General features: G+C 43.6%; 14 protein-coding genes, 3 rRNA genes and 1 other RNA gene. All 18 read left to right on the top strand.

Annotated elements, in window-relative coordinates; all coding sequences use genetic code 11:
* Positions 1-8: 8 nt before the first annotated feature.
* A complete protein-coding gene (locus tag HMPREF0091_RS00340; RefSeq protein ID WP_010241598.1) occupies positions 9-773 on the top strand; it encodes an ABC transporter ATP-binding protein in 765 nt (254 codons plus the stop codon).
* Positions 770-1,495: an ABC transporter permease gene (locus tag HMPREF0091_RS00335; RefSeq protein WP_006302175.1), complete on the top strand. Its 726-nt coding sequence runs from the start codon at positions 770-772 to the stop codon at positions 1,493-1,495. Before HMPREF0091_RS00340 ends, HMPREF0091_RS00335 begins: the two co-directional genes overlap by 4 nt.
* Before the next feature lie 11 nt (positions 1,496-1,506).
* A complete protein-coding gene (locus HMPREF0091_RS00330; RefSeq protein ID WP_006302174.1) occupies positions 1,507-2,271 on the top strand; it encodes an ABC transporter permease in 765 nt (254 codons plus the stop codon).
* Between the two features lie 156 nt (positions 2,272-2,427).
* A complete protein-coding gene (locus HMPREF0091_RS00325) occupies positions 2,428-3,375 on the top strand; it encodes a D-alanyl-D-alanine carboxypeptidase family protein (protein WP_006302173.1) in 948 nt (315 codons plus the stop codon).
* A 181-nt stretch (positions 3,376-3,556) separates the two neighbouring features.
* Positions 3,557-4,411 carry a DUF5067 domain-containing protein gene (locus tag HMPREF0091_RS00320; RefSeq protein WP_006302172.1) on the top strand — a complete coding sequence of 285 codons (855 nt, stop codon included), beginning with the start codon at positions 3,557-3,559 and terminating at the stop codon, positions 4,409-4,411.
* A 589-nt stretch (positions 4,412-5,000) separates the two neighbouring features.
* Positions 5,001-6,516, top strand: a 16S ribosomal RNA gene (locus HMPREF0091_RS00315).
* Positions 6,517-6,758: 242 nt separating this feature from the next.
* A 23S ribosomal RNA gene (locus HMPREF0091_RS00310) occupies positions 6,759-9,693 on the top strand.
* A gap of 100 nt (positions 9,694-9,793) precedes the next feature.
* Positions 9,794-9,909: ribosomal RNA gene (gene rrf / locus HMPREF0091_RS00305) — 5S ribosomal RNA — on the top strand.
* The 16S, 23S and 5S rRNA genes sit together here, the layout of an rRNA operon.
* 841 nt (positions 9,910-10,750) lie before the next feature.
* Positions 10,751-14,230, top strand: coding sequence for a hypothetical protein (locus HMPREF0091_RS00300; protein ID WP_010241338.1), 3,480 nt, complete (start codon positions 10,751-10,753; stop codon positions 14,228-14,230).
* A 261-nt stretch (positions 14,231-14,491) separates the two neighbouring features.
* Positions 14,492-17,203, top strand: coding sequence for a preprotein translocase subunit SecA (gene secA / locus HMPREF0091_RS00295; RefSeq protein ID WP_006302170.1), 2,712 nt, complete (start codon positions 14,492-14,494; stop codon positions 17,201-17,203).
* On the top strand, positions 17,203-18,330 hold the full coding sequence (gene prfB, locus HMPREF0091_RS00290) for a peptide chain release factor 2 (protein ID WP_006302169.1): 1,128 nt from the start codon (positions 17,203-17,205) through the stop codon (positions 18,328-18,330). Before secA ends, prfB begins: the two co-directional genes overlap by 1 nt.
* 1 nt (position 18,331) lies before the next feature.
* A complete protein-coding gene (locus tag HMPREF0091_RS00285; RefSeq protein WP_006302168.1) occupies positions 18,332-19,213 on the top strand; it encodes a YitT family protein in 882 nt (293 codons plus the stop codon).
* Positions 19,214-19,482: 269 nt separating this feature from the next.
* Positions 19,483-20,166, top strand: coding sequence for a transaldolase family protein (locus tag HMPREF0091_RS00280; RefSeq protein ID WP_006302166.1), 684 nt, complete (start codon positions 19,483-19,485; stop codon positions 20,164-20,166).
* A gap of 219 nt (positions 20,167-20,385) precedes the next feature.
* Complete coding sequence (gene ftsE, locus HMPREF0091_RS00275) at positions 20,386-21,432, top strand: cell division ATP-binding protein FtsE (protein ID WP_006302165.1); 1,047 nt, start codon at positions 20,386-20,388, stop codon at positions 21,430-21,432.
* Positions 21,419-22,345 carry a permease-like cell division protein FtsX gene (gene ftsX / locus HMPREF0091_RS00270; protein ID WP_006302164.1) on the top strand — a complete coding sequence of 309 codons (927 nt, stop codon included), beginning with the start codon at positions 21,419-21,421 and terminating at the stop codon, positions 22,343-22,345. Before ftsE ends, ftsX begins: the two co-directional genes overlap by 14 nt.
* Positions 22,346-22,365: 20 nt before the next feature.
* Entirely contained in the window at positions 22,366-23,223 is an 858-nt protein-coding gene (locus HMPREF0091_RS00265; protein ID WP_006302163.1) for a tetratricopeptide repeat protein, read from the top strand.
* 10 nt (positions 23,224-23,233) lie between these two features.
* Positions 23,234-23,752: an SsrA-binding protein SmpB gene (gene smpB / locus HMPREF0091_RS00260; protein ID WP_006302162.1), complete on the top strand. Its 519-nt coding sequence runs from the start codon at positions 23,234-23,236 to the stop codon at positions 23,750-23,752.
* A gap of 318 nt (positions 23,753-24,070) precedes the next feature.
* Positions 24,071-24,446: a transfer-messenger RNA gene (gene ssrA / locus HMPREF0091_RS06145) on the top strand.
* Positions 24,447-24,657: the final 211 nt, after the last annotated feature.

Below are 24,657 nucleotides of genomic sequence, written 5' to 3'. Positions count from 1 at the left end.
ATATTGCTATGAACAATATTGTTACAACACAACAGCTTACAAAAAGATATAAATCATTTATAGCTGTTAACAACGTTTCACTTCATATCCGCAAAGGAAGCATTTACGGCTTTCTTGGTCCAAATGGGGCGGGAAAATCTACCACTATGAAAATGCTTTTGGGGCTTACAGCTCCCACACAAGGCACTTTTACCATAGATGGGAAGCATTTTCCTGCAGACCGTATACCCATTTTGAAGGAAATAGGATCATTTATTGAATCCCCGTCGTTCTACGCTAATCTAACCGGTAGAGAAAATCTTGATATCATTCGACGTATCTTAGGGCTTCCCCAATGCGCAGTTGAAGACGCGCTAGAGTTGGTGAGTCTTTCTGAGTTTGGCGATCGTTTGGCAAAGCAATATTCACTTGGCATGAAACAGCGATTAGGACTTGCAGGAGCGCTGCTTGGTAGGCCGCCTATTCTGATTTTGGATGAGCCAACAAATGGACTTGATCCTGCTGGTATTCACGAAATCCGCAATTTGATTAAGTCACTACCCAGTCTTTACGATTGTACGATTCTTATTTCTTCTCATATGCTCTCCGAAATTGAACTCATGGCAGATGATATTGGAATACTTAATCACGGACGTTTGTTATTTGAGGGCAGTTTGGATGACTTGCGCCAGTATGCTCTGCGTTCTGGCTTTGCTGCCGATAATTTGGAAGAGATGTTTCTGTCTATGATTGAGAGTGACAACTTGCGCAAAAAGCAGAGGGCAAAGTTATGAAAACGTTTGTAATTGAACTTAAGAAAAGCAAAAGGACGGGTTTTATCCCCCTTATGCTTGCGGTGGGTATTATGGGTGCGGCTTATGCCTTTGTAAATTTTGTTGTGAGAAAAGACACGTTATTAAGCTTACCTTTAGCTCCTATGGATATTCTTCTTACGCAGCTTTACGGCATGATCATGGTATTAAACATGTTTGGTGTGATCGTTGCGGCATGCATTATGTATAACATGGAATTTAAGGGAAATGCTGTTAAAAAGATGCATATGCTCCCCATGAGCGTACCTTGCATGTATCTATGTAAATTCTTGCTCCTGACCGCGCTACTCTTGCTTGCTATTTTTCTCCAGAATTTAGCACTTGCATATATTGGCATGACCGATTTACCGCAGGGTGCCTTTGAGTTATCTACACTTATATCTTTTGGGGGTTATTCGTTTATTACTTCCATGCCGGTGTTGTCTTTTATGCTTCTCATTTCGTCGCGATTTGAAAATATGTGGATGACACTAGGAATTGGTGTGGCAGGCTTTTTAAGTAGCATGGCTGTAGCTTCGTCAGACATGATGCTTTTTATGATTTCTCCTTTTGTAATTATGCTAAAACCTGCTGTTGCTATGAGTGCTGCGCCTCATATGGGGATTGTGATTGCCTCGCTTGTTGAAACAATTCTGTTTTTATATGCTGGCGTGTGGACAGCTCAACATGTGCATTACGAATAGGAGGTATAGAAATGAACTTTTGGAACCTGCTTAGCATTGAATTTATAAAAGTAAAGCGCAGTAAAATTATTCCTTTGATTTTTATTGCTCCGCTTCTGGTGGTTTCATCTGGCGTAGCTAGTCTTCACAGATACTTTACGCCTGAATATACAAACGCTTGGGCAGCTATGTTTATTCAAAGCGCATTGATTTATTCGTATTATTTGCTGCCGCTGAGTATGATTGTTATTTGCGTGATGATTGCAGGACGAGAAACAGCGCATAACGGGATATTAAAAATGTTGGCGTTGCCCTTAAGCCGCCGTGCTCTTTCTGCTGCAAAATTTTGTGTGCTGGTGTTTTATTTGTTTATGGAAATCGCGGTATTTTTTGCGGTATTTGTTATAGCTGGTCTTTTTGCAACCATGAGCACTGGAATTACTGAAACGCTTCCTGTGATGTACCTTTTGAATTGGTGTTGCATCTTGTTTTTAACTATGATTCCAAGCCTTACCGTTATGTGGGCAATTACGGTGCTTTTTGAAAAGTCGTTGTTGTCCATTGGGTTAAATATTCTTCTAGTCATTCCGGGCGTTTTAGCAGCAAATACTCCGCTTTGGTTGGCATACCCCTATTGTTATAGCGGCTATTTGGTTTCTCGGTCTTTACATGCGGTAACGTCCATGGGAATAGGTGATGGTGTTTCGCTCGTTCCGTTTTTGCCATGCGCCATTGCGATTTCTGCAGGTGTATTTTGGGTCTCCGTAACGCGTTTTGGAAAGAAAGAGATGAACTAATATATATATATTTGTATATAATGTTGTTAACTTTGTAAACGGTGCGTGCAATCCAAGCGGTGTAGGCGATTCAAGCGCTGCAAGAAATCTAAGCTGCGCGCGCGAAGCACGCGACCCAAACACCGCAAACGCCGCCGCTTCAATAGGAGACAAGTTATGGAAAAGCAAAGCAAAAACAAACGAAACACGCTGCTAATCGTGTGCGTTATAGTTTTTGCGATGCTTTTTGTTATATTCGGGCTCTTAAGGAACAGAATTTTTCAGTCAAGTATTGTAAGAAACGTTAGCGATAAAATCGATTTTATTGTAAATACTAAACAACTTAAAATCCCTGATGATGCCCTTGCTTTTTCGGTGTATGACATGAATGCGAACACCTACTTGTTTTATGAAGGAGCGGGTCAGGAGCCAACCGTTGCAAGCCTGTCAAAACTTTTTGCCATAGATTATGCGCTTAGTAAGGTTAAGCTTGATGACGTTTTTGAAGCCAACGACGAAACACTTAAACTTGTGCCTGCGGGTTCATCGATGGCTAATCTAACGCGTGGAACGTATACTGCAAAGCAAATTATGCAGGCGATGCTTGTTCCATCTGGAAACGATGCGGCCTATGTTATGGCATATAATATCGGCAAAATGGATTTAGGCGCAGGTCATAGCGCAAAAGAATATATCAATCATTTTGTAAAATCACTGAGAACCTATTTAGCGCGTGAGGGCTATGGCAAAACAGATCTCTATGACCCAAGTGGATTTTCTATGCAGGCCACTACCAATTTGGATGACATCAATAGGGTGACGCTTAAACTGCTCGATTACGATTTTGTCAAAGAGTGCATGGGAGAGAGCTCATTTACCATTACAACAAAACAAGGCAATTTTACCTGGAAAAATACTAATGAGTTTTTAGATAAAGAGTCGCTGTTTTACAACAGGTACATCAAAGGTGTAAAAACGGGAACATTTGCTTCTTCTTATAATATCATTGCCCTGTACGAGAATAATGGCAAAAGATATTTAATTATCTGTTTAGCTGCGCATTCCAATAAAGACAGATATCAAGCTGTTCAAGCCGCCATAAATACGATTATAGAAAAGCGTTAATGTTTTCGACATTTTGGTACTTTCGGTAACAATGCATAACTCATCAAGAGTTTTATTGCCTCACCTCGTATCTCAAGATTATTTCTCTTGACTTTTGTAAGCGGGGGGGGGGGTACACTTTTTCTAAGTTTCTCATGAGTTTCCGCAAAATGTTTAAGAACAACGCGATAAGGAGGCCGCCATGGCTACTCATTCGTTTAATCAAGATTCTCTGTCCCATGATCCAGTTGTGGGATCCAAGAAAAACAACGCCACTGCCTCACTGCCTTTAAGCGCAATGGGTGTTACTTCTCTTGTGATGGGTATTCTTGCACTTGTGATTTCATGGATCCCCATTATAAATAACATTACTTTTCTCTTTTCTATTTTAGGTTTGGTATTTGCGATTGTAGCTTTTGTTGGCATTAAGCATCATAAAGTTCGTGGTCGTGGCATAGCTTATGCGGGACTTATTACTTCTATAGTTGGTTTTGCCATAATGTTGGCAACTCAGTCGCTTTATGGCGAGGTCTTAAAGCAAGCTACCACTACATCTCATACCAAGACAGCTACCACATCAACATCCAATAACGATAGCGAAAAAGCTCAAAAGGATGATTCGGCAGGAAATGAAGAAAAAAGCCAGGATAACAAAAGCGATAACAAAGATGCTTCCGAAGGCGAAATTGATAATGGAAAATATCATGTGACAATTAAAGGTGCCGAGTTGTCCGGCGAAGATTATGACGGTAATCCAACCGTTTTGGTCACGTATGAAGTAGTCAATAATCAAAAGGACAAGACAAGCAATCCTTTTGATTGGAACGTTAAAGTTTTCCAAAACGGCACGGCGGTGTCTAATCATGCTATGTATGTTCACAAACCAAAGGGCTATGACTCTAAAGCAAATCACTACCAAACGCAAATACAACCAGGCGGAAAGTTTAGTTATGTCGAAGCGTTTGTAGTAAAAGATAAAAAGGCCCCGATTCGAGTTGAAATTTCATCAAGTTGGAAAGAAGAAGATAAGATTACTAAAGAGTTTAATCTTTCGTAAGCATATACAAAGACTTATACATAATATATAGATGGTGTATCCGAAAACAGCTCACAACGTGAGCTGTTTTCATTATCTTGAGTGACTACACACTTTGCCAAGGAGATTGATAAACAATTGCCTTGTTTGAAAGAGCTTGGTTATACGTTGGCCGTGTCCCTAAGCAAAGTATCAAATATAAATCTAACCACTTATATAAGATCATGTATAATAAAGATACATTACGTGATAAAACATAGGCATTTATCAACCTTAAATGGTTTTAGGAGCACTTAGCTTCTGCCATTCCCTCCCTAATTGTGTCGATGACGTGAAGACTTAAATTCTCGCACACATTGCCTATTGTTTCGCGTATAGTAATTCCTCGCGCCGCACAGACGCTACGTTGTCTCGTGAGCGCACACTGAACCTTGAAAACTGGATACTGTGATTGAGAAATCATAAAAGATAGCTAAGCAAATTCGAATTTATATAAGTATTTATACGTCAATTTTTTCGAACCAAGCGAATCCAGATCAGCGATCATATGAGCAAGATAAACACTTCTTAATTTTGATTGAAAACTGAAGCAATTCAGTTTATTTCATTTTGAATGGAGAGTTCGATCCTGGCTCAGGATGAACGCTGGCGGCGCGCCTAACACATGCAAGTCGAACGGTTAAAGCATCTTCGGATGTGTATAAAGTGGCGAACGGCTGAGTAACACGTGGGCAACCTGCCCTTTGCACTGGGATAGCCTCGGGAAACCGAGGTTAATACCGGATACTCCATATTTGTCGCATGGCGAATATGGGAAAGCTCCGGCGGCAAAGGATGGGCCCGCGGCCTGTTAGCTAGTTGGTGGGGTAGTGGCCTACCAAGGCAATGATGGGTAGCCGGGTTGAGAGACCGACCGGCCAGATTGGGACTGAGACACGGCCCAGACTCCTACGGGAGGCAGCAGTGGGGAATCTTGCACAATGGGCGAAAGCCTGATGCAGCGACGCCGCGTGCGGGATGAAGGCCTTCGGGTTGTAAACCGCTTTCAGCAGGGACGAGGCCGCAAGGTGACGGTACCTGCAGAAGAAGCCCCGGCTAACTACGTGCCAGCAGCCGCGGTAATACGTAGGGGGCAAGCGTTATCCGGATTCATTGGGCGTAAAGCGCGCGTAGGCGGTCTGTTAGGTCAGGAGTTAAATCTGGGGGCTCAACCCCTATCCGCTCCTGATACCGGCAGGCTTGAGTCTGGTAGGGGAAGATGGAATTCCAAGTGTAGCGGTGAAATGCGCAGATATTTGGAAGAACACCGGTGGCGAAGGCGGTCTTCTGGGCCATGACTGACGCTGAGGCGCGAAAGCTAGGGGAGCGAACAGGATTAGATACCCTGGTAGTCCTAGCTGTAAACGATGGACACTAGGTGTGGGGAGATTATACTTTCCGTGCCGCAGCTAACGCATTAAGTGTCCCGCCTGGGGAGTACGGTCGCAAGACTAAAACTCAAAGGAATTGACGGGGGCCCGCACAAGCAGCGGAGCATGTGGCTTAATTCGAAGCAACGCGAAGAACCTTACCAGGGCTTGACATTTAGGTGAAGCAGTGGAAACACTGTGGCCGAAAGGAGCCTAAACAGGTGGTGCATGGCTGTCGTCAGCTCGTGTCGTGAGATGTTGGGTTAAGTCCCGCAACGAGCGCAACCCTTGTCGCATGTTGCCAGCGGTTCGGCCGGGCACCCATGCGAGACCGCCGGCGTTAAGCCGGAGGAAGGTGGGGACGACGTCAAGTCATCATGCCCCTTATGTCCTGGGCTGCACACGTGCTACAATGGCCGGCACAGAGGGCTGCTACTGCGCGAGCAGAAGCGAATCCCTAAAGCCGGTCCCAGTTCGGATTGGAGGCTGCAACTCGCCTCCATGAAGTCGGAGTTGCTAGTAATCGCGGATCAGCACGCCGCGGTGAATGCGTTCCCGGGCCTTGTACACACCGCCCGTCACACCACCCGAGTCGTCTGCACCCGAAGTCGTCGGCCTAACCCGCAAGGGAGGGAGGCGCCGAAGGTGTGGAGGGTAAGGGGGGTGAAGTCGTAACAAGGTAGCCGTACCGGAAGGTGCGGCTGGATCACCTCCTTTCTAGGGAGAATAAGCTCTACTAGATTGTTATTACCTTTTATACAGTGTGTCTTGCCGTTAAATTTCGCTGATCATCTTTTATCTTCAATTACAGTGTTCAGTCTTCAGGGCTCAATGCCTTGTGTGTACCTTGAGAGCTGTATAGCGTAACAAACGATAATTTTCTTATTTAAGAAGAAGATCGCATCTGATCGCATCAATGAGAAATCATTGATAGTGTATGTATGTACCAAACCATTGATAGATAAGATGGTAAGGGCACACGGTGGATGCCTTGGCACAGGAAGCCGATGAAGGACGTGACAAGCTGCGATAAGCTACGGTTAGGGGCACATACCCGCTTGACCCGTAGATTTCCGAATGGGTAAACCTAATAAGAGTCATTTCTTATTACAGTGCGTTGAACACATAGACGCATCTGAGACAACCTGGGGAACTGAAACATCTAAGTACCCAGAGGAAAATAAATCAAACGAGATTCCGCTAGTAGTGGCGAGCGAACGCGGATAAGGGCCAAACCACAGGTTGCGAAAGCTCTTGTGGGGTTGTAGGGTCACAAATTGTACAGTAAGAAAATTTCTTAGAAGCAAAACGGTCTGGGAAGGCCGGCAAGATAGGGTAAAAGCCCCGTACGCGAATCTAAGAAATCTGTCTTGTGATACCTGAGTACTGCCGGACACGTGAAACCCGGTGGGAATCTGGGGGGACCACCCTCCAAGCCTAAATACTCTCCTGTGACCGATAGTGAACCAGTACCGTGAGGGAAAGGTGAAAAGCACCCCGGAAGGGGAGTGAAATAGTACCTGAAACCGTGTGCTTACAAGCAGTTGGAGCAAGATTTTTCTTGTGACAGCGTGCCTTTTGTAGAATGAGCCAGCGAGTTACGGTGTGTGGCAAGGTTAAGCTAAAAAGCGAGCCGAAGCGACAGCGAGTCTTAATTGGGCGTTTTAGTCGCACATCGTAGACGCGAAGCCAAGTGATCTATCCATGAGCAGGCTGAAGCGGGGGTAAGACCCCGTGGAGGGCCGAACCCACCTAGGTTGAAAACTGGGGGGATGACTTGTGGATAGGGGTGAAAGGCCAATCAAACTTGGAGATATCTCGTTCTCCTCGAAATAGCTTTAGGGCTAGCCTCGGATGTTTACCTGCGGAGGTAGAGCACTGGATGATTGCGGGGGCTTCACCGCCTACCAACATCAACCAAACTCCGAATGCCGTATGGTCTAGAATCCGGGAGTCAGAACATGTGGGCTAAGCCGTGTGTTCGAAAGGGAAACAGCCCAGACCGTCCGCTAAGGTCCCCAAATTTATGCTAAGTGGCAAAGGATGTGCGTTTGCTCAGACAACCAGGATGTTGGCTTAGAAGCAGCCATTCATTTAAAGAGTGCGTAATAGCTCACTGGTCGAGTGAACATGCGCCGACAATATACGGGGCTAAGCATAGTACCGAAGCGACGGACTAGTTTTACTAGTGGTAGAGGAGCTTTCCGTCTGGAGTGAAGCTGTGGGGTAACCCATGGTGGACCGGCCGGAAGTGAGAATGCTGGCATGAGTAACGAGAGAGATGTGAAAAACATCTCCGCCGTAAACCCAAGGTTTCCTGGGCAAGGCTAATCCTCCCAGGGTCAGTCGGGAGCTAAGGCAAGGCCGGAAGGCGTAGTCGATGCACAGCAGGTAGATATTCCTGCACCTCCGACGCAACATTATTACCAATGGGGTGACGAAGAAGGGTAGCTCAGCGGGGTTCTGGATGTCCCCGTGAGATCACGTAGGCTACAAGGTAGTGAAATGCGCCTTGTATTAAAGCTGAGGTGAAGGACGAAACGATTGAGCGAAGTGAGTGAGCCCATACTTCCGAGAAAAACCTCTAGGGAGTTGCTAGGAGCCCGTACCGCAAACCGACACAGGTGGGTGGGTAGAACATACCAAGGCGATCGGGAGAACTATGGTTAAGGAACTCGGCAAAATAACCCCGTAACTTCGGGATAAGGGGTGCCATCTTAGGTGATAAGATTTACTCTTTGAGCTTTTGGTGGTCACAGTAAAGAGGTCCAAACGACTGTTTATCAAAAACACAGGACTCTGCTGAAGTCGTAAGACGACGTATAGGGTCTGACGCCTGCCCGGTGCCGGAAGGTCACGAGGAGTTGTTAGCATTTGCGAAGCAGCGAATCTAAGCCCCGGTAAACGGCGGCCGTAACTATAACGGTCCTAAGGTAGCGAAATTCCTTGTCGGGTAAGTTCCGACCTGCACGAAAGGCGTAACGATTTGGACACTGTCTCAACCATAGACCCGGTGAAATTGCACTAGTCGTGAAGATGCGACTTACCCGCGGAAGGACGGAAAGACCCCGTGAACCTTTACTGCAGCTTGACATTGGCTGCCGGTTCGTCGTGTAGAGGATAGGTGGGAGACTGTGAACTGGAGACGCCAGTCTTCAGGGAGTCACCCTTGGAATACCACCCTCGACGTTTCGGCATCCTAACCCTTCGCCGTAATCCGGGAAGGGGACCGTGTCAGGTGGGTAGTTTGACTGGGGCGGTCGCCTCCTAAAATGTAACGGAGGCGCACGTAAGGTCTGCTCAGGATGGTCGGCAATCATCCTTTTGAGTGCAAGAGCATAAGCAGGCTTAACTGCGAGACAAACAAGTCGAGCAGATGGGAAACCAGGTTCTAGTGATCCGGCGGCTCAGAGTGGAATGGCCGTCGCTCAACGGATAAAAGGTACTCCGGGGATAACAGGCTGATCTTCCCCAAGAGTCCACATCGACGGGAAGGTTTGGCACCTCGATGTCGGCTCATCGCATCCTGGGGCTGGAGCAGGTCCCAAGGGTATGGCTGTTCGCCATTTAAAGCGGTACGCGAGCTGGGTTCAGAACGTCGTGAGACAGTTCGGTCCCTATCCTCCGTGGGCGTAGGAAAATTGAGGGAGGCTGCCCCTAGTACGAGAGGACCGGGGTGGACGGACCTCCGGTGTACGGGTTGTTAACCAATAGCATTGCCCGGTAGCTGAGTCCGGTTGGGATAACCGCTGAAAGCATCTAAGCGGGAAGCCCATCCCAAGATGAGTTTTCCTTTTGGTAAGACCCCTTGTAGACAACAAGGTGATAGGCTTCAGGTGTACGTGTGGTAACGCACTTAGCCGAGAAGTACTAATCGGTCGAGCTCTTTTCTATTCAATGTAGATCATATGCGTCTTCTAATCAATTGTTATGCTGTATAGCTCTCAGAGTACATGCTCATGTGCTCTGATTGATAATTGAATGTCCCTCGTTGGTCAGCGATTTTGGCAGGGGAGGTACACCCGGTCCCATTCCGAACCCGGAAGTTAAGCCCCCTAGCGCCGATGGTACTGCGGAGTTAGTCCGTGGGAGAGCAGGACGTCGCTGACCAACGAGGGACATTTGTATATCGTGTGTGTCTGGTTGGATGCGTGTGAGACAACCTTTTATTTTTAGATCTTTATTATCCTCGATATATATTTTTGCTATGTATTCAAAGCTCATGTAAGCTTGAATACGGGCTGCTTAAGTTGTTTGTTGTGTTTTTTCCTTTTTAATCCGTATAAGGCTGCCTAGCGTGTTCTCATGCCTGTATGAGGCTATTTAGAGTGCTTTAAAGCTTGGCATGGGGATGTGTAGAGGCTTTAAGTCTGCACCTTTGTGGCGCGGGTCCGCCGCATAATGTCTTGCTCGGTTACGCGGATACTTTCACGGTGTTATTTTGTTTAGAACTGTTGGCTCAACTTTTCTTCTATACAACCATTCTTGTTTATAAATCTTGATTGATATGAATAGTCGATTTAACCTCATCTTGTCTTTATCGAACATAAATATATACCGCCTACCGACTAAATAATACCACCTGCCGAATTACAAATATTCGTATTTTTGTCATTTATTGAGCAATGCTTGTTTTTTTGACCCACTCCAGGCTTTGTTTTGCACCGCTTTAATCCTTGCAAAAAATTTACCTCAAAATTTTAATCTTACGTGTTTTGTGCAAGTCTTTATTCAAATCTGTGCAAGTTTGTTGCAAGTTTTCTAAATTTCGCCTTCATGGGAAACTCTCATGCATAAAAATATTCAAAAATCTAAAAAATCTTTCAATTTACTCTTGCATTTTTCTTGCAGATTACTTTTATTTTCATTCAAGTTATGGCTTTTCGTTTTTCTAAATAGAATCCCTAACTTACAAAAAATAGGTTTCCATAGCTGAATGGAGATGATTGATATGTGTTATTATTCGGATACATTAAAACATTCTGAGATTTCTATTATCTCATGTGATGACTATGCTTTTAGTTCTGATCCAATTTTACTACCCTCTAGTACTTCTTTGCTTGATAAGTACGTACCCGATGACACCAACCGTGGACACATTCTCCTTATCAGTGCTGCTCATGGATGCGGAAAAACTTTCTCTACAGATACACTTATGCATTATTATGAGCAGAATAATTATGAGACTGTACATTTTGACCTGTCATCTTGCGCGCAGGAAAATCTTTCTAACTTTTTTATCCGTTTATACAATAAATTTTCAAAGAAGAATCTTTTAGCGCATCGATATTTTGTTGTTTTTAGTCATGTTTATAGCCATGATGAGCAGGTACATGAACAGCTTATCCGAGTGGCTTCTCTGCTTTATAACGCACACAACCGTATTCTCATTGCAACAAGGCCGCAATATTTGCATTTTTATAGAAAGCTTTACCCACTCGCCCAGCTTGTCAATAAGCCTGATTTGCTGGCTAAAACGTCAAACAAATCGAAAGGGATCTTACAGGCTACACATGGGATTGCAGCGCTTGGTTGCGCACTTTTGCATGATAGAGAACATGATTGCGATATTCATACGTACAAATCGTCTTATCTTAAAGCGCTTACAAGCTACATGCTTTTCTATATAAATGATTATGGAAAGCATTGTCAGAGCAAGGATCAGAATGCATGTCAAACATACGTGCCTATGTTATTGCTTCTTTTTAGTTTGGGTTCGTCTCGTTTAGCCGAAGTTGAATCAATATGCAGAAAACTTAATATAGATTCTAACGATATTCAAAAATATACGTCTTTAGAGGATGGATTTATTGAATTTAATTTATACACATCTTCTTTTGAGGTTGCGGGTTTATGTGATGATCGTTTATGGCAGTTAGTTATCAAACACTTAGCTCAATATTTTAAGAATTATCCTGAACTGATTTGGGTAGTTGCTTCTAAACTTGCGCAAAGAGGTTCTTATATACGGTGTGCAACCATGCTTAATCTTATAAGTGAGTTCATCTCTACGTCCTGCGATATATCAAGTGTGTCTTTTTTAGAGGATGCATATCTTAAAGAATGTATAGGAATTTTGCTTGAGCGAGGTTATGGTCTTATTTTGTCAGGACAAACCAATGCCGTACGTTTCTTACTGAAAACTTGCGAATATGCATATGCCAAAACATGGAGCTTTCAATTTTTAAAGCAAGCTTATAACTTACTTACCAATGAATTTCTTCCAGAGGCCTCAAAAAAGAAAGAAGATTTGTTATTAAAGGATATGGATAAATCTAACTTGGTTAATGAGGCTCACGAGTTAAAGGGCGCTTGCGTTGCGCATACGGTAAAACGAGATGCAGAAGAAGCTGAAAACTTAGAGCAATCTAGCCGCCGCACCTCATCTGCTGCAAATGCTGCGCTACCACAAACAACGCTGACGAATCCTAATCAAGTACCTCATGCAACAATACTGCAAACAGCTCACAAGAGAATACCATATGTTACCAAGAAGACGAAGGAATACTATGCATATATAGAAGTTGTTCGTTTGCTGGAATATATAAGGAAGTACTGTCGCTTTGCTTTAGACGAACATAAACGTTTGCCGCGTTTATCTAAATCTCGCGCACCTTTGGTTTATCACATTACACAGATGGTTAAGCAATTGGTGCAGGGTAATTTTCTTAAAGCACTCCATAGAGCAAGTTTACAAACACATGTGAGCGTACCACAAACTATATTTGACGTTTTGGAGTGTCACACCAGGTATTATGCATATGTTATGCTTGGTCTTCCTCCCGAGGGTGCTCTTCCTTCTTCAAGTGGTGAGAAAAGTATATATGCTTTTGGTAAGGACTCGTCTTTATACACTTATATAAGTTATTGTGATGAGCTTATTGCCATGCTGTCTGCATTAAAACCTGTTTTTTCCCGAGGTGCTCAGGCAATACGATGTGCACATGAACATGATAATAAAACGTTTGAAGTTATTTTTTATATAGCAGATGCTATTCACCATCTTTTACAGGGAAATTTTAGGCAAGCGCTGTCGCGTGCTCAAGCAGGATTCAGCATGGCAACCAGCTTTACTGGAGCGTCTGCAACATACATTCAACAGGTTGCATATTTTATGTATATATGTGCATGTTTACTTGCTAAAGAGCCCATTAAAACAAAAGATATCAATTCCTGCGAAGGTTTCTTTCAAGACCTTGTAAGCCTCGTTTTATATTCACTGTATGCTACCAATTGGTTTGATGATAGAGGGTCGATACCATCGCGCAGTACCACACTTAAACCCATCGTAAGCATTCCTTCGAGAAATATGTCGTGGATTTATGCACTGGTGTACAAGCTTTTCCCAACTTGTGTATCTGTGCTTGTGCAAAACACACCGCTTTTGTGGCAAAAAACGTTTTTGCAATTCATGAAAACCTGCTTTGTTGATTTTTCATGGGATGGTCCACAAACAATGGTATCTATGCAGCCTCAATTTAAGCAAATGGATATATCGCCGGATAAGGGTTTATTGACAAGTGATTTACAAGACAACAAGGTGAATCTACATTCGGAATTAGAGCCTTTGCATGAACTACAGCTACTCTCATGTGGAAAGCGCATCTATATTCAGTGTTTTAATCGGTTTTCAGTTTATGTTGATGGTGTGGCTCAAGATACACGTTTGTTGCAAAAACGCCATGTTAACCAGCTTTTAGGATATTTGTCACTTTGCCCACAACATCGTTCTAATCGTTATAATTTAATTACTGCTATTTGGGGAGATTGCGACTTTGAATATGGCATGGTAAGGCTATATGAAACCATGAGTGCTGCTCGTAAAGCCATGCATGCAAAGGAGCTACCTCAAAATCCCTTACGTGTTAATAAGAATGAAGGCATGGTTTTTTTAGATGATGCCGTAATTACCTGTGATGTTGATATATTTGTGCGCTTATCAAAAAGTATTGTGCATGAAGAACTTAACGATGAAGCTGTGATAGATAAAGGATGTCGTGCACTGACATTATTTGGATCAGGTATTGACGTTATAATCAACGATTTGAATGGTAAGTTTTATGGCTGTTGTGAGGAAATCCAAAACTTATTTGCCACTGTATCGATATTGGTAAGTAATGCTGCGTGCAGACAGGGAAGAATACGGCTTGCTTTACGTGTGATGCAGTCAGCTTTCTCGCAAATGCCTCTTAGAGAGGATATTGTGTGTTATCTTTTAAAGCTGCTGGAAACAAACGATAGAGCGAGCGAGATTCCTCACTATCTTGCGATGTATAAAGCTCAATTACATGCGGTGGGTGTACGCGAGATACCTCGCGCGATACAGCAATTTACGCGTCTTACTTCGCGCCGCTCAATAAGTCATACTTCAAATAGTCGAAATAATTGTATGGCAATCAAAATAAATCAAAAAGATAGGTTGCAAAATTAGCTATGCAAATTAGCTCTGAAAAGTTATGAACTGGCGCGCCAGAATTGTGCATGGTGTGCAATACGTGCAATAGAATACGTATGACGTATGGAAAGCTTATCAAAGACAAAGTGTTATCGTGCATTTTGTGGTGATTGCGCGCAGTTTTACAAGACGAGAACGTGCGGTATCTGCCGAGATGTGCATAAAGAGATTTAATTGCTAGAATAATAAAGATTACATGTAAAAGTTTGCTTTCTTTGATGGTACAAAAGGATTAACATGCCGAATTTATTTTCACGCCTTCTTTCTCGAGGGGCTGATAAGCAATTAAAAGAATTTCAACAAATTGCTCAATTAGTAAATGAACAGGAAGAAGCTATACAGGCTTTGAGTGATGAGCAACTTCAGCATAAAACTCAAGAGTTCAAAGAGCGTTTTAGCCAGGGCGAAACGCTTGACGAGCTGTTGCCCGAGGCTTTTGCGGCGGTACGAGAGGCATCGCGTCGTGTTTTGGGCATGCGCCATTTTGACGTTCAGGTCATCGGAGGTATTGCACTCCATCATGGTACTATTGCAGAAATGAGAACAGGTGAAGGTAAAACCCTTGTTTCAACATTAGCTGGTTATCTTAATGCTATACCCGAAAAGGGCGTTCATATTGTTACTGTTAACGACTACCTTGCACGACGCGATAGCCAGCAAATGGCGCAAATTTATAACTTTATGGGTATGAAGGTTGGATTACTTCAAAATGGTATGCAACTTTCTGATAAGAAGCCATCATATAGCGCGGACGTTACGTATGGTACTAACTCTGAATTTGGTTTTGATTATCTACGTGACAATATGGTTACGCAGGCTTCACAGCGTGTTCAGCGTGGTCATTATTTTGCAATTGTTGATGAGGTTGACTCAATTTTAATTGATGAGGCACGCACGCCACTTATTATTTCGGGTGCGGGCACTAAGTCGGCAACTACCTATAAAGATTTTGCGCGCGCGGTTCGTGATCTTAAGCCCGAACTTGATTTTGATATGGATGAGGCAAAACATACCATAGCGGCTACAGATACAGGCTTGAAAAAGATTGAAACGCGCTTGGGCATAGATAACATCTATGCCGATATGAGTGGACAGCTGGTTAATCACTTGCAGCAAGCACTTAAAGCTCAGTATATGTTCCATCGTGACCAACAATATGTTGTTGCAGATGGTGAAGTAAAAATTGTTGATGAATTTACTGGTCGTATTATGGAAGGACGCCGTTATTCAGAAGGTCTTCATCAAGCTATTGAAGCAAAAGAGGGCGTGTATGTTCGTGAAGAAAATCAAACGCTTGCAACCATTACCCTTCAAAACTATTTCCGTTTATATGACAAATTGTCAGGTATGACAGGAACTGCTATGACTGAGGATGCTGAGTTTAGAGAAATTTATCATCTTCCCGTACAGGCTATTCCCACCAATCGCCCTGTTCAACGTCGTGATCTTGATGACCTTGTGTACAGAACGGTGGATGCAAAATTTAACGCGGTTGCGCAAGACGTTATTAAACGCCATGCAAAAGGACAGCCGTGTTTGGTTGGTACTGTTTCTATTGAGAGTTCTGAGAGACTCTCTAGGATATTGGATAAACGTGGGATTAAGCACGAAGTGTTAAATGCAAAATTCCATGAGCGTGAAGCGCAAATTGTTGCTCAAGCTGGTCGTGAGGGCGCCGTTACTATTGCAACAAATATGGCAGGTCGTGGTACTGATATTCTTTTGGGTGGAAATCCCGATGAGCTTGCGCGTGAATTTATGCGCGAGCAAGGGCTGAATCCCGATGAGGTAGATGAACCTATATTTAACGAATTTAAAATTCGCGCTAAGAGTGTGTGTGAACGAGAAAAGAAAGAAGTTTTAGCCGCAGGCGGATTATGCGTTATCGGAACAGAGCGTCATGAAAGCAGACGTATTGATAATCAGCTTCGCGGACGTTCTGGCCGTCAAGGCGACCCTGGTGTAACGCAATTTTATCTTTCGCTTGATGACGATCTTATGCGTCTTTTTGGCGGTGATCGTATGGATCGTATTGCAGGTCTTATGGAAAAATATCAAATGCCTGATGACATGCCCATTAAAGCAAAATTGGTTACCAAAGCAGTAGAAGGTGCCCAGCGCAAGGTTGAAGAGATTAACTTTGCTATGCGTAAGAATGTTCTTGATTACGATGATGTTATGAACACACAACGTCAAGTAATTTATGAAGAACGCAATAAAATTTTGGATGGAAAAGATTTAGTTGCGCACATTCATGAAGTAACGCAGGATACTGTTGAACGTTTTACTACGCATTTTTGTTCTCAAGATCTTGACCCCGATGATTGGGATTTGGAAGGTCTTAAAAAGTGGATGATTGATCTTACTGGTAATGAAGAAGTCCCTAATTTGCCAGATTCTGGATCCTATGATGAACTGGTCGATTTTGTCTATGACTTTGTTGAGGATTGCTATCGCGAAAAATCTGAGCGGCTTTCCGATGACATTATGAAAGAGCTTTCAGCGCAGGTTATGCTTCGTGTTATTGATACGCGATGGATGGCATATCTGCAGGAAATGGATTACTTAAAGACGGGTATTGGCCTGCGCGGTTTTGGTCAAAGAGATCCACTTGTTGAATATAAGACAGAGGCATTTGCAGCGTTTACCGAGTTAGTTAATACTATGTACGAGGACTTTTTGCGTACTATTTTACACATTGAGCTTATGGCTTCTCCTGCTCCTCACGAGAATACCAATCTTGAAGCTGCGCGTTACTCTGGACCTCAAGATGTAGATGGTGACCATGGCCCTAAACATTTTAGAGATTTAGAAAGCCCACATGCTGATGGGAAACCTGCTCCGTATCGAAAAAGCGACCAGGATCCTTATGCGCATGTTGGACGAAACGAAGAATGCCCTTGTGGCAGTGGCCTTAAGTTTAAGAATTGTCACGGCAGGAACAGGTAATGAACGACGTATATGCTGAGAATTTTACTGCGTCTCAATTACACGAACTTGAACAACGCTGTGAACAAGTTGGTATGTATCTGCATATAAATGAACTTCGCTCGCATGTAGATAAACTTACGGTACAAGCAGGCGAGACCACGTTTTGGAATGACGCCGCGCATGCCACTGAAGTTATGGCGCAGCTTGGCGCGCTTAAAGAAAAGCTTAATCAGTATGACAGCGCTTATAAGCTCCTACTCGATGTGCAGGCGGCTTTTGAGCTTGCAGATACATCCTCGCAAGACGACGAAATGCTTATTGAAGCAAAACGACTTGCAAACAAACTCACTAATGTCCTTGATAACTTAGAGCTTAATACCTGGTTTAATGACGAATTTGATACAGGTGCGGCCATTGTTACAATAACGCCAGGTCAAGGCGGTCTTGAGGCGCAGGATTGGTGCGACATGCTCTTTAAGATGTACCTTCACTATTGCGAGCGCAAATCATGGACCGTTGATATTAACGACGCACCGGTAGGTGAGGTTATCGGTATTGATCGCGCAACGTTTACCGTAACGGGTAAGAACGCCTATGGTATGCTGCGTGCCGAGCAAGGGGTGCACCGCCTTGTGCGTATTTCTCCTACCGATGCAAAAAAGCGTCGGCAAACTACCTTCGCGGGTGTTGAAGTTTTACCTGTGCTTCCTCAGACTATTGAAGTACAGATTGACACCCAAGATATAAGAATTGATGTATATCATGCATCTGGTCCTGGTGGTCAAGGTGTTAATACCACAGATTCTGCGGTGAGGATTACCCATATTCCAACTGGAATAGTAGTAACGTGCCAAAATGAGCGCAGCCAGCTGCAAAACAAGGCTGCTGCTATGCAAATTCTACGTAGTAAGTTGTATGAGCTCGAAAAACAACGTCGTGAGGAAGAGCTTGACGATTTGCGTGGCCCTAAACACGACATCTCTTGGGGTAATCAGATTAGAAATTATATTTTATATCCTTTTCAACTGGTAAAAGACACGCGTACCCAAGTTGAAACGGGAAACGTTGACGCGGTTTTACAAGAGGGGGATTTGGACCAATTTATTATTGCCTATCATAGATGGGCAAGTGAGCGGAGGGGATAACATGCTTTCTGATATTTCGTGGCGCCGTGTGCTAACAGAGAGTTTTTTAGTTATTTTGGGCTCCGCTATTTATGCGCTTGGCGTTGACATCTTTGAAATTCCAAACGGTTTGGCTGCAGGTGGTCTCACGGGTTTAGCGACCATTCTTTCTGCCGTTGCAGCGGAGCTTGGAATTATAGCCCCTGTTGGTTTACAAACAATTTTGATGAACGTGGCATTATTGGTGTTTGTGGTTGTTACTACTCACGATTGGACATATGTTGCTCGAAGTATCTTTGGTATCTTAGTATCCGGTTTTTTTACCGACTTGTTTGCACCGCTTGTCCCACATCTTGCTGCTGATGAATTACTGCTTGCGTCCATTTGGGGCGGCGTAATTGTAGGTGTAGGAATCGGTATTGTATTTAGGTCGGGTGGCAATACGGGCGGCACGGATATAATTTGTCAGTTGTTGGCAAAACATACTGGTATTGCGCTGGGAACGCTTACCATTATTGTAGATGGCGCTATTGTATTGGCGTCGGTACCAGTGTTTTCTGTGCGCAACGCGCTCTACGCAACAATCGCAATGTATATCACGGGCAAGGTTATCGATGCCGTGGTAGACGGCCCTAATACATCGCGTGTTGCATATATTATCTCTGATCGACATGCCCAGATTGCCAACGAGATTCTATACACCTTGGGTAGAGGCTGCACCGAGCTGCAGGCACGCGGCGTATGGAGCGGCAATAATAAGCCCATGCTTATGTGCGTGCTTTCGCGTGCAGAAAGTTTGCGACTTAAACAAATTGTGGCACAAATTGATGCCGAAGCCATTGTGATTGTCTCAGAGGTGCATGAGGCCTTTGGTGAAGGTTTTGGTCAAATTTCGTCTTCGTAAAGCTACTAACAGCGGCACGGTTTACGCGCGCGTTTGGCTATCGAGCTGTTTATATGCCTTAAAAGATCACGCACTATTTGTATAACTTGTTGCAATCGTTTGTTGGTTTTGTGTACACGTGCTTATTTTTTGCAAATGATAAAACGTTTAACCTAATAAAGATACCATCGAGCGAAAACGAGCACAAATTGCGTGTTTGCACGGTACGACTTTTGTACAATAACTCTTAGGTGCACAAAGATTGCACAAGCTGACAGAAGGAGCAACGTATGAAATTCTTTATTGATACCGCTAATTTAGACGAAATTCGCGAAACTGCTCAGTGGGGTGTATTGTCTGGCGTTACCACGAATCCAAGTTTGTATGCAAAAACTGGAGGAAAACTATCTGACTTTGAAGACCACATGAAAAAAATCTGTGAGATCGTAGGAAAAGATGTGCCAGTATCGGCTGAGTCGTGTGCAACTACTACCGAAGAAATGATTGCCGACGGTAAACGTTTAAGTGCGCTTGCTCCTAATATCTGCGTTAAGTTGCCTATTTGTGAGGCTTCTTTGCCGGCAACCCATGAGCTTGCAGCTTGCGGTATTCGTGTAAACATGACGCTTATTTTTAGTGTTACACAAGCACTTCTTGCAGCTCGCGCGGGTGCACGTTATATTTCTCCGTTTGTTGGCCGTTTTGATGATGTTGCAGAAGACGGAATTGACCAGCTTGCAAATGTTGTTGATGCAGTTAAAAATTATTCATACGGGTACTGGGAAGAAGAAGGCGGCCCCGAAATTATTACCGCTTCAGTTCGTACGCCGTATCACGTTGCACAAGCAGCGCTTTTAGGTGCAGATATTGCTACGATTCCGTTCGCAGCGCTTAAGAAGTGTGTGCACCATCCTCTTACCGACCAAGGCCTTGCCAGCTTCGCTCATGACTGGGAAAAAGTGAAGAATGCATAAGACGTTTTTGTACAAGTAAGTCAGATTTAAGTATCGCAGCGTATGCATGTTTTGTTCATTTATACGCCTATCCATTAAAGTTCCTCGTAGCGCGCAAGATTTTGTCCCGATCTTGCGCGCTTTTTTGTTCGACCAATAGTGTGCACTGTTGGAATATATTTCATAATTTTGTTAGAATAAACACAGGTATCTATAAATTTACTAGATTAAGGAGCTTCTGTGGCAAACCACTTTCGTGGCAGTGAACAAAGCGGCGAAACTGATGTACGGGTTGATCAAAACCAGTACAGCAATCAAATGACCAATGCTTCGTCCGAGCAGCTTCAACAAAGTCAGCCACTGCCCGTCATACACGAAGAACAAATGCAGCATGAGAACCTTAACATGCAGACAGCTCAAGAGACACAGGTACAAAATATTCCTATGTCTCATCAAAGTGTGCAGCAGAGTTTAGAGGGAAATACTCAAGTACATAATCAAGCTGAAAATCCGCAAAACGGGTTTACGCAGGTTTTTGCGCCTCTTTCTCATACTGATGAACCTGCAGTTGCAAAAGCTGGAAAACCAACAATTGCACTAAGAGATGTGACACTTGTTTACCCTGCTCAAAAAGATAAACCAGCATTAAGCCATGTCACGCTCGATATTTACCCAGGAGAGTTTGCGTTTGTGGTAGGGCATTCAGGTTCGGGAAAGTCAACGTTTTTAAAGCTTTTAACGCGTGAGCTTCGCGCGACCAAGGGTAAAGTTATTGTTGCGGGTCACGATTTAACTGTTATGCGCAACTGGAAAGTTCCCTATTTACGCCGCCAAATTGGTACGGTATATCAAGACTTTAAGCTTTTACCAGATAAAACAGTTTACGAAAACGTTGCATTCGCGCTTGAGTGCATCGGAAAGCCAAAGTCTATTATTCGAGCACAAGTCCCCGAGGTTTTACGTCTTGTTGGCTTGGGTGAAAAAATGTCTCACTATCCCGATCAGCTCTCTGGTGGTGAGCAACAACGTGTGTCTGTAGCACGCGCTATGGTAAATAGACCACCACTTTTGGTGTGCGATGAGCCTACAGGTAATCTTGACCCGGCCATTTCGCTGGGCATTATGAAACTACTTGACCGTATTAATCATGCAGGTACCACCGTTGTTATGGCAACGCATGACCGCGAGATGGTTGATTCTATGCGCAAGCGTGTAATAGCGCTTGAAGCAGGTCAAGTTGTTCGCGATCAAGAGAAGGGAGGCTACGGTTTTTATGGTGCTCTCTAATTTAGGTTATTCATTTCGCGAGGTAGGAAGACATTTTAGACGCAACTGGTCTACCGTCCTTGGCGCTATAATCACCATATTTTTATCACTGTTTGTAATTGGTTTGTTTACCATTGCCTCTGCTTTTGTGGCAAATATGGTTGGTACCGTTGAAAATCAAGTAACCATACAGGCATTTTTGTCTGACAATGCAGATCAAAGCGACGTGAGTGCGCTTAAAAAGAAAATTGAAGGCTGGGATAGTGTAAAAACTGTAACGTATAAAAGCAAAGAGGAAGCTTTAGCTGAATATAAGCAAACCATGAGCAACAGAAATGCTGCCGACGCAGTAGCTGCTTTGGATGGAGAAAATCCCGTGCCAGCTTCGTTGGTTATTAATTTAACTAATCCACAAAGTGTCGAAGACATTGCGTCAACACTGGTTGAAGACACGTTATTCAAAAAAGTTGCTGATGACGCTGATAAGCCATCTTCATCGGTACAATACGGACGTGAAACAGTTGAGCGTCTATTTAGCGTAACAAATTATTTACGTATTGGTGCAATTGCTCTTATTGTTATGCTTGCTTTTATTGCATTTATCTTTATTAATAACACCATTCGTCTGGCAATTTCTGCTCGTCGTCGTGAGATTGCTATTATGCGTCTTGTTGGTGCGTCCAACGGCTTTATTCGCGGGCCTTTTATGCTAGAAGGTATGCTTGAAGCATTTATTGGTGCACTGTTAAGCATTGCAGTTTTGCAAACTGGCTTGTTACTTGTTATTCCAAAATTGCAATCAAGCTTGCAATTTTTAACCTTTGAGCTTTCTTTGGAAGTGCTGCTTGCAACATATGGTGCTTTAATTCTTATCGGTCTTTTAATTGGTATGTTTGGTTCTATTATTGCAATGAGACGCTATCTTAAGGTGTAGGCGTATATGGGAGTGAGTCTGTGTCATTTATCGATATAAACCAATCCAATTTGGCAGATGAATTATTGGTTGCTGAAAGCCTTTTGTGCCAAGGGGAAGACGATCAAGCGTTAGAGCTCTTGCATAGTCTTGCCGATGATGCAGAAAGCTATATTGCAGCAAATTGCGAAGCGTCTGCTCACGATCAGTGGTTTTCCTTTAATGACATATTTGAACATTTGGCGTATGCGCGTCTTGAAAATGACCCACGTACCATTCATGATGTGTCTGAGCCTTTCTCGCGTATGTATGCCGATTTAGCGCTTGCGTATGCTCATAAAGATAATAAGGAGTTGGCACGTGAGGCGCTTAAGCAGGCCGTTCGCTGGAATCCTTTGGATTGTGCTGCGCGCCTTAATTTAGCAGACGTGTATCGTCTTTTGGGTAATCACGATGAGTACCTAGCTCTTAGCTATTCTGTTTTGGAGCGTGCAAGTTATGTTGATCATCTTGCACGCGCATTTTGCAATTTTGTTGCGCTGTACCGTGATAAAGGCGATACCGACGTAGCCGCTTCGCTTACGCATGTGATTAAAAAGCTTGATGCACGCGATGGTAGAGTATGCGCACTCATTCACGAGGTTGCCGATACTGATTTAGACGCAGACAGACTTAGCGACGCTCAAGCACATGAACTCTTGGAGCAAAATCAGCTCCCCGATGGAGCCAATGCCGATATTGTGTTATGTCTGCTTACCGCGGCTGAAATTCAGCGCAAACACGGTGACGACCATGAGGCTACTAATCTAACGCTTAGAGCAGTTCATTTGGTAGGCGAAGATATGGTGTATAAACTTCTCGATGAACTTCGCCAAAACGCCAAATCTGAGCAGAATTAAGGATGTATGCATGAAGCAGATAGTTCAGCAGCAGCCACATAAGGGCGCGCGTAAGCAGGCAACTTTTCATCTTATTGCTAAAAATCGTAGCGCTTATCATGATTATGATTTAGACAATGCCGAAGAAGCAGGTATTGAGCTTACTGGCGTAGAAGTAAAAAGCTTGCGCGAGCGTAGCTGTCAGTTGACCGACTGTTTTTGTATCGTAAGAAATAACGAATTATATTTAGTGGGCTTGCACATTCATCCATACTCTCACGGGGGCGTTTGGAATATTGACCCTGATAGAAGACGTCGCCTTCTGATGCACAAAAAGCAAATTTTATCGATTGCGCGGCGTGTTCAGACAAAAGGCGTGTCGTTGGTTCCACTTGAAATTTATTTTAACGAACGCAATCGCGTAAAAGTTAAAGTTGCGGTTGGTAGAGGAAAGAAAATGTACGATAAGCGCGCCGCTGCTGCAAAGCGCGATTCTGATCGTGAGATTCAAAGAGTGTTAAAAGCCCGCACGCGTGAGCGTTTTGCATAAACTGTGGTATAAACCTCTTGTGTCTGTGCTTTACTGCTAATGCTTGGAGACGCTTGGAAACGCTGCGTTATAAGCTGTTGTTTATAGACAGTGTCATGTAGTTTTTCTACCTGTGCTTACATGATATTTTTCTCTGCAGTTTGTACAACGTTCATTATTAGCTATACTTATTACATATCTTTATAGATGGTGTTCTTTGACAGTTGGTGGATATGTGCTTTACGCGCATGAATTTTGCGTATTTTTCCTTTAGATCTCACAAAGCCTCGGCACACATGTTTTTTGATTGCTCTAAATGATGTGTTGTGCATGCATTTTGGGGGTGACTGGATTCGACAGGGTAAGTTTGAGGTGGGCAGCAAGCCGTGGTCTCCTCGCCACGTTAATCAGGGGTACTGTCAAATTTAATTGACAATGTTATTCCTTTCAAGAGTGAGCGTAAGCTTGCTCTTGCTGCTTAATTTATACAAGCAGCCGACAAACTAAGAATTGCTTCCGTTTTTAGGGCGTCGTCATTTTAGGAAGATGCAACATAAGACGTGGACTGTATGCTTATGTTTAAGATTGAACAGAATCGAACATACATCGCCTGTTGTTAAGTGGTGTATGTTTTAAATTTAATTGACAACTGAGCTTGGAGACACCTGCCAGGAATTTGCGTTGGACCGGAGTTCGATTCTCCGCACCTCCACCATTAAAAATGATACAGTTCATACCTGTTTACCTGCACAAACGCAGGAGCATGTATGGACTGTTTTTTGTTAATCGCGCTAAGTGTGCAAAAGTGTTAATTACCGTGTTTAACTGGTGCAATGTTTTGCAATAATTAATCAGAAAAAGCTCTTGCAATAACTTTTGACGTTAAAAACACCTTATAAAATCTCAAAGACGCTCAATAATCATGT

This window comes from Fannyhessea vaginae DSM 15829, assembly GCF_000159235.2.
In the GTDB taxonomy this organism is placed as follows: Bacteria; Actinomycetota; Coriobacteriia; order Coriobacteriales; family Atopobiaceae; genus Fannyhessea; species Fannyhessea vaginae.
This window is presented reverse-complemented; position numbering and strand designations above follow the sequence as displayed.